This window comes from Phaeobacter sp. JH20_37, from assembly GCF_048056015.1.
GTDB classification, from domain to species: Bacteria; Pseudomonadota; Alphaproteobacteria; order Rhodobacterales; family Rhodobacteraceae; genus Phaeobacter; species Phaeobacter bryozoorum.
The window spans coordinates 240,277-253,627 of record NZ_JAYMWW010000006.1 but is presented as its reverse complement, the minus strand read 5'-3'; the positions used below and the strand labels follow the sequence as shown (position 1 = coordinate 253,627).

Below are 13,351 nucleotides of genomic sequence, written 5' to 3'. Positions count from 1 at the left end.
CACCATGCAGCAGTTCCAGCAGTATATCGGCGGGGTGTTCTCGGATGGCTCCGCCCGTTTCGAGAGCCGCGATCCGGCAACCGGCGAGGTCTGGGCGATGATGCCAGAGGCCCGCGCGGCGGATGTGGAGGCGGCCGTGGCAGCGGCCCGTGCCGCGTTCCACGCACCGGACTGGGCGGGCATCACCGCCACCGCGCGTGGCAGGCTGCTTTACCGGCTGGCGGATCTGATTGCCGAAAACGCCGAGACCCTGGCCCGGATCGAGACCCGCGATACCGGCAAGATCATTCGCGAAACCTCGGCCCAGATCGCCTATGTGGCTGAGTATTACCGCTACTACGCGGGCCTCGCCGACAAGATCGAAGGCGCCCATCTGCCGATCGACAAACCGGATATGGAAGTCTGGCTGCGCCGCGAGCCGCTTGGGGTGGTGGCGGCGGTGGTGCCGTGGAATTCGCAGCTGTTTCTGGCCGCGGTGAAGATCGGCCCGGCGCTGGCGGCGGGCTGTACCGTGGTGTTGAAGGCATCGGAGGAAGCCCCGGCGCCGATGCTGGAATTCGCCCGCATCTTTGATCAGGCCGGTTTTCCGCCGGGGGTGCTCAATGTGATCACCGGCTTTGGCGCCGACTGTGGCGCGGTGCTGACGGCCCATGCCGGGATTGACCACGTGGCCTTTACCGGCGGGCCGGAGACCGCGCGCCAGGTGGTGCGCAACTCGGCTGAGAACCTTGCCTCCACCTCGCTGGAGCTGGGCGGCAAATCGCCCTTCATCGTGTTTGAGGACGCCGATATCGACAGTGCGGTGAATGCGCAGGTCGCCGGGATCTTTGCCGCCACCGGGCAGAGCTGCGTTGCGGGCTCCCGGCTGATCATCTCAAACCGGATCAAGGCGGATTTTCTGCGCCGTCTGACAGAAAAGGCCGAAAGCGCCCGGATCGGTGCACCGGACGCGCCGGAGACCGAGATTGGCCCGCTCTGCACCGGCGCGCAGATGCGCCGGGCGGAGGATTTGCTGGCGGCCTCGGTTGCGGCGGGCGCGCGGATCGTGACTGGCGGGCAGCCGTTGCCGCGGGCCGGTCATTTCTTTCCGCCAACCATCGTGGATTGCAGCAACGCGCCGCAGGCGCCCTGTCTGAGCGAGGAATTCTTTGGCCCGGTCCTGTCGGTGTGCGGTTTTGACACCGAGGCCGAGGCGCTGGCGCTGGCCAATGACACCGCGTTTGGTCTTGCTTCCGGGGTGTTTACCCGCGACCTGACCCGTGCCCATCGCATGATCCGCGGCATTCGTGCAGGCATTGTCTGGGTCAATACCTATCGCGCGGTCAGCCCCATCGCCCCCTTTGGCGGGCACGGGCTATCCGGCCATGGCCGCGAGGGCGGGCTACAGGCGGCGCTGGATTACACAAGGGTAAAGACGGTCTGGCTGCGCACCAGCGACGATCCGATCCCGGATCCCTTTGTGATGCGCTAGGTGATGCGCTGGGGCAGGCCACGGATTGGCTGCGCGCAAGGGGGAACCCCGGCGCAGCCGGAGTGTGGTCACAGTGGGCGGATGTCGCTGGCCATCTGGCGACCGTCACGCCCTTCGGTCATTTCAAAATCGACTTTCTGATTATCTGTCAGCCCGGTCAGCCCGGATCGCTCAACCTGAGAGATGTGCACAAACACATCCTTGCCGCCGCCTTCAGGCTCGATAAAGCCATAGCCCTTGGTTGTATTGAACCATTTCACGGTGCCACTCGCCATGTTCCCGTGTCTCCTTCCTGCTAGTGAGCCGCCCTGAATACACGATAATTTCGCGGCGCAGAGCGGGGTGATCGGTTTTGCCGCAGTGCGCAGACAAAACAGGCCGGGGAAGTTGTCCCAACCCGGTTTCAACTTTTGCACGGACCATGTAAAAATCAAGCAAAACAGTGCGGCTCTACCATAAATTGTGCTGAGCCGCCCCCTCGGGAAAGGAAAAAACGTGCAACTCTATGGATTGAAGACCTGTGACACCTGCCGCAAGGCGCTGAAACAGCTGCCGCAGGCGGAGCTGGTGGATGTGCGCGCCGATGGGGTGCCGGAGGCGATTTTGCAGGCCGCACTGGCGCAGTTCGGCGACCGGCTGGTTAACACACGTTCCACCACATGGCGCGGGTTGAGCGAGGCAGAGCGGGCGGGGGAGCCGCTGGATCTGTTGACGGCGCATCCGACGCTGATGAAACGTCCGCTGATCAGATCCGGTGACCATCTGCACCTCGGCTGGGACGCCAAAACCAAGGCCGCCCTTGGCGTCGAGGGCTAGAACCCCCATCTGCATATCGGATTAGGTAAGGAGAGCGGCAATGCGCAATGCAGCGCTGGTGCTGGGCATCGTGGCCGGGCTGATCGGCATGGTGGTGGGGTTTGCGGGCTATGGCTATACCGCCGCCGTGGAGTATTTTGGCGAAATCGACGGGGTGGCCCGGCAGGTCGACGATGTCGAACAACTGCGGCTCCTGGCCGTGATCTCGCCCATCCTTGCGTTGGCCGGTGGCGCGATGGCGCTGTCGCGGGCGCTCTGGGGCGGGGTGCTGCTGCTGGCCTCGGCGGCGGGGCTATATGCCGGGTTCGGGCTTAATGTCTTTACCATCTTCCCGATCTCGCTGGCGCTTCTTGGCGGGCTGCTGGCGCTTGCTGCCGGCAAACCGGATGAGCCGAAGGCGCATTTCTGAACCGGATCGAACGCAAGGAATGAAAAAAGGCGCCGCTGCGGATGCAGGGCGCCTTTTTATGTTTGAGGACTGGCCGGATCAGGCGGTGGCAGGCGCCGTGGCGCGCCGCGCCAGCGCATCAAGGGACAGCGGACCAGCCCCCTTGAACACCAGCACCAGCAGCAGGAAGGTCCACATCACCCGCTGGTCGACCAGACCAATGGCGTTGTCAAAGAGACTGCCCAGTTTCACGCCATGGCCGGTCACATCGACGATGGTCTGCACCCAGATGAAACCGATGGTGCCAAGAGCGGCCAGACGGGTGAGCAGACCAACAAGGATCAGCGCGGGCAGCACATATTCGGCGACAGTGCCGGCAAAGATCACCAGCCGCTGAAAGATATTGAGCTGGCTGACATCATAAAGCACCGCCTCGGCGGCCTTGGGGAAGATCTGACCAAAGGCGCCGGCAGAGGGCGAGAAAATCGAACCATCCGTCTTCAGCCCGGCAGAGTTCCAGTAGTAGACCAAGAGCACCGCGGCAAAGACCAGCCGGGCCAGGGTCGGGACGATGATATCGGACAGCCGGTCAGCCTTGCCGAAGATCGAGGTATAGGAGGAAACAAGCGCGTGCATCGGTTATCCTTTGCGGTCTAGGTCAATGATTGCACCGCCTTGCAGCAACAGGGCGAGCGGGTGTGAGAGGTCGAAATCCGGCTGGTCGGCCTGAACGGCGGTCAGCGCCTCGTCCAGCGTGGCACCAGAGATGAGGGCGGTGATCCAGTCCGCGCCCCCGGCGGGCAGCTCCTGAACGATGGGGTCGAATTCGGGCCGGGTGATCAGCACGTCCTGCGCGATATGGCGGGGCTTGGGCGCGTTCTCTTCGGTGTTGAAGCGCCAGATGTCATAGATCGGCCAGGGCGAGCGCAGCAGGGTGACGGCGGGGGCCAGTGTCAGCCGGGTCGCCATCAGCTGATCGGGTGCAAGCGCTGCCAGACGCGCCGGGTCAACCGCAGTGGCGTCGGCAGCGTGATACGCCCGGCGCAGGGCAAGGTCGAGCCGCGCCGCATCGGGCAGATAGCCGAGATGTTTCAGCTGCTCCATCCCGGCGAGAAACGCGGGAAACTCAGCGCCATAGTGCATCATCAGCGGCGAGGAGGGCGGATGGGCGCGCAGATATATGCCCGCCAGCCCGTCGAGGTTCTGCTTGCCCAGCAGCTTGCCGATCAGGGGAAAGGCGCTGTGCATCGCCTCGGTCAGGGAGACCGCGATATTATTGCGATAGACGCTGAACCGCCGCCCGGCCGACTGGCCGGTCGCATCCAGCAGCCCCTCAGGCACCGGCTGGCCCGCATCCATCATGGCGTGGGCGAATTCTGTCTGGCTGACAGTCATGCCGGCACCCGCTCCAGCGCGGTTGCGGCACGGGCGGCCTCGGCCTCCAGCACCGGCCAGGCGGGCACATCGGTGTCCCACTCGACCAGCACAGGCTTGGGGCCGGATTTTGCCAGCGTATAATCCAGCAGCGCCCAGACCGGATCCACCACCTCGGCGCCGTGGCTGTCGATCAGCAGCGGTTTGCCGTGGTCGTCCTGATCCTCATCATGGCCGCCAAGGTGGATTTCACCAACCTGATCCAGCGCAAAGGCGTCGATATAGCCCTGCGGCGAGAAATCGAGATTGGTGGCGGAGACAAAGACGTTGTTCACATCCAAGAGCAGCCCGCAGCCGGTGCGGCGGGTGATCTCGGCCAGAAACTCCGGCTCGGACCAGCTGCTTTCGGCAAAGGCGAGGTAGCTGGAGGGGTTTTCCAGCAGCATCCGCCGCCCGATGGCGTCCTGCACCTGATTGATATGATCGCAGACCCGCGCCAGCGTGGCATCCGTATAGGGCAGCGGCAGCAGGTCGTTATAGAAATGGCTGTCATGGGTGGACCAGGCCAGATGTTCGGAGAAGCTGGCAGGATTGAGCCAGCCCACCAGATGCGTCAGCCGTGCCAGATGATCGGCGTCCAGCGGCCCTTCGCCGCCGATAGAGAGGCCGACGCCATGCACCGACAGGGCAAACTGTTCAGCCAGATGACGCAGCTGCGCGATCGGGCGGCCACCGTCGCCCATGTAGTTTTCGGCGTGGATTTCCAGCCATTTTACCGGGCTCGGCCGCTCAGCGCCGACCGTTGCAAGAATATCGGCGAAATGCTGCGGCTTGTAGCCAACACCGGCTGCGGCGGGCAGGGAAGGGGCGGCATCCAGCATGACAGGTCCTCTGATCCGGTTACAAAAAGGGCGGGAGAAATCCCCCGCCCCGCTGGTCTGGCCTGTGCTTATGCAGGCAGGTCACGTTCCAGCGGCTCCAGCGAGCCCTTGCGGTCGCTGCCATCGGCCATTGCGGGCAGTTCCATACCTTCGCAGCTGCCGGCATCGACCAGGGTCCAGGCGTTGCCCTGATAGTCGACGGTCGAGGTGCCGGCGCAGGTGGTGCCGGGGCCTGCGGCGCAGTCGTTCTGACCGGCGAGGGAGACGCCATAGCATTTCTCTTTGGACTGGGCGGCAGCCGGGGTGACCATGGCAGAGGTCAGTGCGGCAGCAACGGCACCAGCGACGGCGAGGGATTTTGCGGTGTTGGACATCGGTGTCTTCCTTCTTTGGAATTTGGTTGCGAGGCGGTTGTTACAGGTCAGACATTAGCTCAGCCTGAGAAGTGTTTGAATTCACGAGCCTGTGTCTCACGCGGGCGTCAGCAGCCGTGACCGCTTATTACAGCGAAGTGGCTGCTGAACCCTTAAAACCATGCGCAAAAAGAAACCGGCCCCGCAAGTGGGGGCCGGTGAAAAGGCAAAGATCAGCAAAAGACCGCAGGAATGTTACAGAAGATCCGGCGGAGTTGCCTCAACCGCCAGCGCTTTTGTTACAGCCTCCAGGGTTTCGACCTTGGTCTGTTTTTCGCCAAGACGGCGGACGGAAACGGTGCGCTCTTCGACCTCGCGGTGGCCGACGGCGAGGATGACCGGCACCTTGCCCACCGAATGCTCGCGAACCTTGTAGTTGATCTTCTCGTTGCGGATGTCGGCCTCGGCGCGCACACCGGCGGCGCGCAGGGTCTCAACAACCTCGTTCACATAGTCATCGGCGTCGGAGGTGATCGAGGCGACAACCACCTGACGCGGCGCCAGCCAGAACGGCAGCTTGCCTGCGTGTTCCTCGATCAGGATGCCGATGAAACGCTCGAAACTGCCCAGCGTGGCGCGGTGCAGCATGAAGGGGCGGTGCTTGTTGCCGTCCTGGCCGATGAAATTCGCATCCAGCCGCTCGGGCAGGTTGGGATCCACCTGCAGGGTGCCGCACTGCCAGTTCCGCCCTATGGCGTCGGTGAGGGTGAACTCCAGCTTCGGACCGTAAAAGGCACCTTCGCCCTCCAGCAGCTCGTAGTCATAGCCCGCCGCCTTGCAGGCATCGCCTAGCGCCTTTTCCACCAGATCCCAGCTCTCGTCGCTGCCGATCCGTTTTTCCGGGCGGGTCGAGAGCTTGATGGTCCAGTCATGGAAGCCGAGATCGGCATAGACCTTGGACAGGAAGGCGATGAATTTTGCGGTTTCAGACTCGATCTGATCCTCGGCGCAGAAGATATGGCCGTCGTCCTGGGTAAAGCCGCGCACCCGCATGATGCCATGCAGCGCGCCCGAGGGCTCATAGCGCGCACAGGAGCCGAACTCAGCCATGCGCAGCGGCAGGTCGCGGTAGGATTTGAGGCCCTGATTGAACACCTGCACGTGGCAGGGGCAGTTCATCGGCTTCAGTGCGTTGACCGCCTTTTCGCGGGCATGTTCCTCGTCCACTTCGACGATGAACATGTTCTCCTGGTATTTGTCCCAGTGGCCCGAGGCCTCCCACAGCTTGCGGTCCACCACCTGCGGGGTGTTCACCTCGACATAGCCGTCGCGGTCCTGCATACGGCGCATGTAGTCCTGAAGGGTGGTGTAGATGCGCCAGCCGTTGGGGTGCCAGAAGATCTGGCCCGGCGCCTCTTCCTGCATGTGGAACAGGTTCATCTCGCGGCCCAGCTTGCGGTGGTCGCGTTTGGCGGCCTCTTCCAGCATGGTGAGATGCGCCTTCAGCTTTTCCTTGCCGGTGAAGGCAACGCCGTAGATCCGCTGTAGCATCTGGCGGGAGCTGTCGCCGCGCCAATAGGCGCCTGCGATGCTCATCAGTTTGAAAGCATCGCCCGGCAGCTGGCCGGTGTGCTGCAGGTGCGGGCCGCGGCAGAGGTCCTGCCAGTCGCCATGCCAGTACATGCGCAGCGGCTCGTCGCCGGGGATGCTCTCGATCAGCTCGACCTTATAGGGTTCGTTCAGGTCGGTGTAATGCTGGATCGCGCGGTCGCGCTCCCAGACCTCGGTGCGGACCTCATCACGTTTGTTGATGATCTCTTTCATCTTTTTCTCGATGGCGCCGAGATCTTCCGGGGTGAAGGGCTCTGCGCGGTCGAAGTCGTAATACCAGCCGTTTTCAATGACCGGGCCGATGGTGACCTTGGTGTCGGGCCAGATGTCCTGCACCGCGCGCGCCATCACATGCGCCAGATCGTGGCGGATCAGCTCATTGGCCTGAACCTCATCCTTCATGGTGTGGATGGCAATTGCGGCGTCCGCGTCGATCGGCCACTGAAGATCCCAGTGCTGCCCGTTGACGGTGGCGGAGATGGCCTTTTTGGCCAGCGAGGTCGAAATGTCAGCGGCCACCTCGGCAGGGGTGATACCTGCGTCATAGGAGCGTGCATTGCCATCGGGGAAGGTGAGAGAGATTTGGGCCATATCGGCTCTCCTCGTCGGTTTGGCGCCCACAGAACGCCCGGTTGCGGGTTATGGTGTTCTGCCCGTTTGGCAGGGGTATGCGAGGCTGTCAAGCAGGCGAGGGGCCAGCCCCTCGCGCTCCCCGGGATATTTTTCGCCAGAAGATGCAGCAGCGGCATCAGGGGGGCTGGATCAGCGGGCGGGGGTTGGTACACCTTTGCGGATCAGGGCTGAGTAGTCTTGCGTGATGCCCCGGGCCTGCGCCCTGGCGGTGATGCTACCGCGTTCGCGCAGGTCTTCGGTGCTGTAGCCTGCGGCCAGAACGCCCTGTTCATGGGCATATTCCGGCAGGTAGCCATTGGCCAGCAGCCGCCAGTCCAGCGGCACATCCTGCAGGATGGTGCGGATCATCGTCATCACCACGGTGGTGCAATTCGAGGTGAGTGAATTATACCACTGCGGCTGTGCGGCCAGCCGGTTGGCGGCCTCGACATATTGCATCAGCAGCGCGCGGGCGGTGTCGGGGTCGGTATTGATGCGAAACAGCTGCACATCCTCGCCGCGGGCATTGGTGCGGGTGCCCACCACATCGCGTTCATCGGCGGCGATCAGCACCAGCGTGTTGGTCTTGAACAGATCCGCGACGGGGGAGAAACCGCCGCCGACCTGACGGCGCACCTCGACCGACCAGGCGATATGGGCGCCATCGGCAAAGCCGAAGCTGACCACCATATGGGCCATCTCCGGTCCGGCCCAATAGGACATGAAGAGATCGACGGTGGTCAGCTGGCTGAGATCATAGCTGCGGGTCTCCCAGCGCGGGGTGAAGTCGGTCGGTGTGGTCCAGTCGAAATTGCGCACATCTGTCAGCGTCAGGATATCGCCGTCGCGGGTGCCGGTGACCTGGCGGGCCACATCGGGGGACCAGTTTGCCTCGGCCGGCGGGGTCAGGCTTGCCCACCACCAGATCAGCGCGGCCAGCGCCAGGCAGAAGGTGGCCAGCCCGCGCAGCGCACGGCCGCGGATCACCGCCCAGAGCGTGGCCAGACCAAGGCCCGCAAAGCCGGATGCCGCGGCTGTACGCCAGAGGCCGTCCACGGGCAGCCGGTACCAGAGCGCCAGCGCGCCCCAGAGAGTGGCGAGCAGGATCAGCAGGCAGAGAAGCCCGAGGCAGAGAAGGCGGAGGGCACGGGTCAAGGGAGGCTCCTGATTTGCGGCGGTTCTGATGTCGCGCGGACCCTAGGCAGGGCTGCGGCTGGCTGCAAGGGCATCAGGCGGTCGGGGCGGCGGCGTCCGGGCGCCAGCCATCTGCCGCTGGTGCCTCCTGCGGTGAAACCGGCCATTGCGGCGGCGCGGCTGCCGTGGCAGATCTGACATCAGCATAGTGACCGGACTGCATCGCGGGGGAGACCATGGCAGCAACCCAATTTCTGGACTGTGACAGCGGCCGCCGTCTGGCCTATCACCTGAGCCCGGCCACCGGCGCGGCCAAGGATGCGCCGACGCTGGTGTTTCTGGGGGGGCTTAAATCCGATATGGAGGGCACCAAGGCGGTGCATCTGGAGGCCTGGGCCCGGGCGCGGGGCCTCGGGTTTCTGCGGTTTGACTATTCCGGCCACGGCGAAAGCTCCGGCCGTTTTGAGGAGGGCTGCATCGGCGACTGGCATCAGGATACGCTGGCGGCGGTAAAGGCATTGACCACAGGGGCGATCCTGCCGGTTGGCTCCTCCATGGGGGGCTGGCAGGCGCTGCTCCTGGCGCGGGCGATGCCCGAGCGGGTGGCCGGGCTGGTCACCATCGCCGCCGCGCCGGATTTCACCGAGGATGGCTATTGGGCCAATTTCACCGATCCCCAGAAGGCGGAGCTGGAGGCGCGCGGGCAGGTTGAGCTGCCGAGCGACTACATGGAGCCTTATGTCATCACCAAACGGATGATCGAGGACGGGCGCAACCATCTGGTACTGCGCGATCCGCTGGTGCTGGCGATGCCGGCGCGCTGCCTGCAGGGCACCGCCGACACCGCCGTCAGCACCGAGACCGCGCTGCGGTTGCTGGATCATGCCACCTGCGCCGATATGCGCCTGCATCTGGTGAAGGACGCCGACCATCGGTTCTCCGACCCGGCCTGTCTGGCGCTGATCGAAACCGCCGTGGCGGAGGTGCTGGGGCTATCTGGCGCGCCAGATATCGGCTAGGTTGAGTGGCGGGGCGGGCGCGCAGGTTCTGATGTACTGACCTGCATCCACCACGCGACAGCTGACGCAGGCTATGGCAGAGTGTCCGGGATGATCTGCCACATAGCGCAGGTCGGCCCGAAAGGGGGCCAGCCGACAGGAGCAGGACAGAGGCAGGAGAAGGGCAGGAGAGGATCCGATGGAGCAACGTATCAGCCTGATCACACTGGGCGTGCCGGATATGGAGCGGGCGGCGGCCTTTTATGAGGCGCTTGGCTGGCAGCGCGCAGACAGCCCCGATGGGGTCATTGCCTTTGATCTGATGTCGCAGACGCTGGGGCTTTATCCGCTGGCGTCGCTGGCCGAGGATATTGGCCTGCCGCTGGATGAGCTGGGCACCGGCGCGATGACGCTGAGCCATAACACCCGCACTGCGGCAGATGTCGCGGCGCTGATGGCCCGGGCGGAGGCGGCTGGCGCCACGGTGCTGCGCCCGGCGGGAGAGGTGTTCTGGGGCGGCACCATCGGCTATTTCCGCGCCCCGGACGGCCATATCTGGGAAATCGCGCATAACCCGTTCTCGCCGCTGTCCGATGACGGCGCGTTCCGCTGGAACGGCTATGGCGCCCAAACCGAGGGATAAGCACAGGTGACAGACCGGTCAGGCGACGCACCGCAGAACATGAGCCGCCCTTCGCAGGCCCCGGCAGAGCGCGCCGCTGGCGCCCCGCTGGTGATGCTGCCCGGTCTGATGGGCAATGCCGAGGTGTTCCTGCCGCAGCTGCGGGCACTGTCCGGGGTGGTGCCGACGATGATTGCGCCGCTGCTCGGCGGCGACCGGATCGAGCTGATCGCCGATCATCTGCTGGCCCGGTTGCCGGCGCGGTTTTCACTGGCCGGGCTGTCGATGGGCGGCATTGTTGCAATGGAAATCCTGCGCCGCGCGCCGCAGCGTGTCAGCCGGCTCTGCCTGATCTCCACCAGCCCCTTGCCTGACACGCCTGCCCAGGCCGCCGAATGGGAGCCGCTGATCATCGCGGCCCGCAGCGGTCGTCTGGCGGATGTGCTGCGCAGCTGTCTGCCGGTGGAATGCCTGGCCCCGTCGCCGCAGCGGCTGGATATTCTGAACTCGATCTATGAGCAGGCCCTTGCGCTGGGGCCGGAGCTGTTCGTGGCGCAGGCGCGGGCGTTGCAGCGGCGCACCGATCAGCAGGCGGCACTGCGTCGTTTCAAAGGACCCTCCCTGATCCTCTGTGGGGCGCAGGACCGGCTGACGCCGCTGAAACGCCATGAATTCATGGCCGCGCTGATGCCCAATGCGCGGCTTCATGTGGTGGAGGAGGCCGGACATCTGCCGACGCTGGAACAGCCGGATCAGGTGACCGGGGCGATTGCGGAATGGCTGGCGGAGGAGGACCGGCAGCTGGGCTGCCCGGCGGATCTGCCCGCAGACCGTCAGAGCGCTGCTGCCACAACCCAGCCGCAGCGGATATCGACGCCACCGGCGGAACCTGCGGCGGCATCGCCGTCAAAACCGTTGCCGCCCCTGACACTCACCAACCCACTAAAGCCATCAGATCCAATCGGTTAACCTGCAAAGCTTGTGCGGATCGCGGCCCGGTCGGCCGCAAAGAGCGCACGGCGCTACCTGCGCAGCAGTTCCGCGCGCGCCTCCTTGCTGATCACCTCCGGTTCGCTGATTGGCGCACCGCTGGCGATGTCGAAGAATGGCGTCTCTTTCCAGCGGCCCGAGAGGCGCGCCGATATCATCCGGCTGAGCAGCGAGATGACCATCCGTGCCGCGCCTTCGGTGCGGGGCTGTTTGCCTGCCTTCGGAACAAAGGCGCGGGCGCGCACCTTGCCAAGCGCGGATGGGTCGGCAAACCGGTCCGACCGCATCCCGGCAAAGGGCAGGGTGGGTTTGGCCAGCGTATTGGCCATCGGGGTGCCGCAGCAGCCCGCATACCAGCGCAGCAGCCCCTTCGGGCTGAGCCGCATCACCCGTAGCAGATCCTGCCCCTGATGAAAGGTCACCCCATCGGGATTGACCTGAAACAGATCAACCGGTCCCGGGGCGGGGTCCGGCTGGTTGTGGTACAGCTCATTGGCGCGGCAATCGGCGCAGAAACAGACAACGCGGGTGCCGGCCTTGCGGGCCTCTGGCGACAGCGCGCCACGGATCTGGCCGCAGTCACAGGCGAAACTCAGGGGATCGGCCATTGCTGAAATGGTCCTTGGGCTGAAATGGGCTTTGGTCAGGGCTGGGCGCCCGTCTTATTTGGTCTGGCCTCAGCCTCGCCGGTCAGGCGGTCGCCTTGGTGCGTTTTGCTGCGGCTTTCTTCGGCGTGCGGGCATTCGCGTTCATGAATTCGATCACCAGCGGGCGGATATTATCGCGCCAGCTGCGGCCGGCAAAGATGCCATAATGTCCCGCACCCGGCTCCACATGGCTGGCCTTCTTTACCTCCGGCAGACCGGTGCAGAGATCCAGCGCCGCGATACATTGTCCGGGGGCCGAGATATCATCATTGGCGCCTTCGACGGTCATGACCGCCACATCGGAGATCTTGCCCATATCGACCTTGTGACCGGCGACAACAAAGTTGTTGCCGGCAATCTCGCCGCCCTTGAACACCCGTTCCACCGTCGACAGGTAGAACTCCGCCGTCATGTCCATCACGGCAAGATATTCGTCATAGAACCGGTTGTGGGCATCATGATCCGATGCTTCCCCCCGGCTGACCCGCTGGATCTGATCCATGAAAGCCTTGGAATGGCGCTCGCCGTTCATCGACATAAAGGAGCTGAGCTGCAACAGGCCCGGATAGACCTTGCGGCCGACGCCCTTGTATTTGAAGCCGACACGCTGGATCATCGTCTCTTCCAGCTGGCCCATGGTGACCCGGCGGCCAAAATCGGTCACATCCGTCGGGGTTGCATCGGGATCCACCGGCCCGCCAATCAGGGTGAGCGACGACGGCTGCGCGCCCGGATCCTGCTCTGCCAGATAGGCGGTGGCGGCCAGCGTCAGCGGGGCCGGCTGGCAGACCGCGATTACATGGGTATCGGGGCCCATTTCACGCATGAAATCAACCAGATATAGCGTGTAATCCTCAATGTCGAACTTGCCCGCTGAAACCGGAATATCGCGGGCATTATGCCAGTCGGTGACATAGACTTCGCAATTCTCGATCAGGCTTTTGACGGTGGAGCGCAGCAGGGTGGCGTAATGGCCCGACATCGGCGCGACCAGCAGAACCTTGCGCGGCTGCTCGGCGCGGCCTGCGACGCGGAAATGGATCAGATCGCCAAACGGGCGCTCTACCACCGTGTCGATTTCCACCACGTGATCGCGGCCATCGGCGCAGGTCTGGGTATAGATGCCCCAATCCGGTTTGGTCACCATGCGCTGAAAACTGCGCTCCGTCACCTCGCCCCAGGCGGCCATCCAGGCAATGGCAGGATTGGGGATTGCGGCCAGCGCCGGGTTCGATGCCATCGACAGGGCGGTGGCCCCCAACCACTGATTGGTGTTACGCATTGTTTCCATCAGATCGTACGACATCATGTAACGCATGTTATATCTCCATTGCGTTGGCCGCTTGGATCCGATCTGAATCCACGTGCGGTTGTGTCACAACCCATCGGACGTTTCATGGCTTTGTCGTATGATGGGCGGACAGTATTCTGCATAGCAGAAAGATTACGGGGGA

Annotated in this window: 15 protein-coding genes; 6 read left to right on the top strand and 9 right to left on the bottom strand. The window is 64.0% G+C overall.

The features are described from left to right. The first annotated feature begins 4 nt into the window (after window positions 1-4). Window positions 5-1,471, top strand: a complete 1,467-nt coding sequence (locus VWZ87_RS03405) for an aldehyde dehydrogenase (protein ID WP_416535196.1) — start codon at window positions 5-7, stop codon at window positions 1,469-1,471. A gap of 68 nt (window positions 1,472-1,539) precedes the next feature. On the opposite strand, the gene VWZ87_RS03400 is transcribed toward VWZ87_RS03405, so the two are convergent. After that, complete coding sequence (locus VWZ87_RS03400) at window positions 1,540-1,746, bottom strand: cold-shock protein (RefSeq protein ID WP_340545989.1); 207 nt, start codon at window positions 1,744-1,746, stop codon at window positions 1,540-1,542. A 220-nt stretch (window positions 1,747-1,966) separates the two neighbouring features. On the opposite strand from VWZ87_RS03400, the gene VWZ87_RS03395 reads away from it, so the two are divergent. Together VWZ87_RS03395 and VWZ87_RS03390 are read left to right on the top strand one after the other, a co-directional pair. Then, window positions 1,967-2,287, top strand: coding sequence for an arsenate reductase family protein (locus tag VWZ87_RS03395; protein WP_340545988.1), 321 nt, complete (start codon window positions 1,967-1,969; stop codon window positions 2,285-2,287). Window positions 2,288-2,327: 40 nt separating this feature from the next. Continuing rightward, window positions 2,328-2,696, top strand: a complete 369-nt coding sequence (locus VWZ87_RS03390) for a hypothetical protein (RefSeq protein ID WP_260102341.1) — start codon at window positions 2,328-2,330, stop codon at window positions 2,694-2,696. A gap of 78 nt (window positions 2,697-2,774) precedes the next feature. Here VWZ87_RS03390 and VWZ87_RS03385 read toward each other — a convergent pair whose 3' ends face one another. The 6 genes from VWZ87_RS03385 to VWZ87_RS03360 all read right to left on the bottom strand — a co-directional run bounded on the left by VWZ87_RS03385 (window position 2,775) and on the right by VWZ87_RS03360 (window position 8,661). Beyond that, window positions 2,775-3,311, bottom strand: a complete 537-nt coding sequence (locus tag VWZ87_RS03385; RefSeq protein ID WP_260102340.1) for a DoxX family protein — start codon at window positions 3,309-3,311, stop codon at window positions 2,775-2,777. A 3-nt stretch (window positions 3,312-3,314) separates the two neighbouring features. Continuing rightward, entirely contained in the window at window positions 3,315-4,070 is a 756-nt protein-coding gene (locus VWZ87_RS03380; protein ID WP_416535195.1) for a putative DNA-binding domain-containing protein, read from the bottom strand. After that, window positions 4,067-4,930, bottom strand: coding sequence for a DUF692 domain-containing protein (locus tag VWZ87_RS03375; RefSeq protein WP_416535194.1), 864 nt, complete (start codon window positions 4,928-4,930; stop codon window positions 4,067-4,069). The genes VWZ87_RS03380 and VWZ87_RS03375 overlap by 4 nt, the downstream gene beginning before the upstream one ends. A gap of 68 nt (window positions 4,931-4,998) precedes the next feature. Next, on the bottom strand, window positions 4,999-5,304 hold the full coding sequence (locus tag VWZ87_RS03370; RefSeq protein ID WP_340545985.1) for a DUF2282 domain-containing protein: 306 nt from the start codon (window positions 5,302-5,304) through the stop codon (window positions 4,999-5,001). A 234-nt stretch (window positions 5,305-5,538) separates the two neighbouring features. Next, window positions 5,539-7,485, bottom strand: a complete 1,947-nt coding sequence (gene thrS, locus VWZ87_RS03365; RefSeq protein ID WP_416535193.1) for a threonine--tRNA ligase — start codon at window positions 7,483-7,485, stop codon at window positions 5,539-5,541. Between the two features lie 171 nt (window positions 7,486-7,656). Continuing rightward, entirely contained in the window at window positions 7,657-8,661 is a 1,005-nt protein-coding gene (locus VWZ87_RS03360; RefSeq protein ID WP_416535192.1) for a DUF4105 domain-containing protein, read from the bottom strand. 215 nt (window positions 8,662-8,876) lie between these two features. On the opposite strand from VWZ87_RS03360, the gene VWZ87_RS03355 reads away from it, so the two are divergent. The 3 genes from VWZ87_RS03355 (at window position 8,877) to VWZ87_RS03345 (ending at window position 11,229) form a co-directional block, all read left to right on the top strand. Then, window positions 8,877-9,659, top strand: a complete 783-nt coding sequence (locus VWZ87_RS03355; protein WP_416535191.1) for an alpha/beta fold hydrolase — start codon at window positions 8,877-8,879, stop codon at window positions 9,657-9,659. Window positions 9,660-9,837: 178 nt separating this feature from the next. Continuing rightward, window positions 9,838-10,281: a VOC family protein gene (locus VWZ87_RS03350; protein ID WP_340545981.1), complete on the top strand. Its 444-nt coding sequence runs from the start codon at window positions 9,838-9,840 to the stop codon at window positions 10,279-10,281. Window positions 10,282-10,320: 39 nt separating this feature from the next. Further along, entirely contained in the window at window positions 10,321-11,229 is a 909-nt protein-coding gene (locus tag VWZ87_RS03345) for an alpha/beta fold hydrolase (RefSeq protein WP_416535207.1), read from the top strand. Window positions 11,230-11,282: 53 nt separating this feature from the next. On the opposite strand, the gene VWZ87_RS03340 is transcribed toward VWZ87_RS03345, so the two are convergent. Continuing rightward, on the bottom strand, window positions 11,283-11,858 hold the full coding sequence (locus VWZ87_RS03340) for a DUF6151 family protein (RefSeq protein WP_416535190.1): 576 nt from the start codon (window positions 11,856-11,858) through the stop codon (window positions 11,283-11,285). Window positions 11,859-11,940: 82 nt separating this feature from the next. Further along, entirely contained in the window at window positions 11,941-13,215 is a 1,275-nt protein-coding gene (gene phaZ, locus VWZ87_RS03335) for a polyhydroxyalkanoate depolymerase (protein WP_416535189.1), read from the bottom strand. Between the last annotated feature and the right edge of the window lie 136 nt (window positions 13,216-13,351).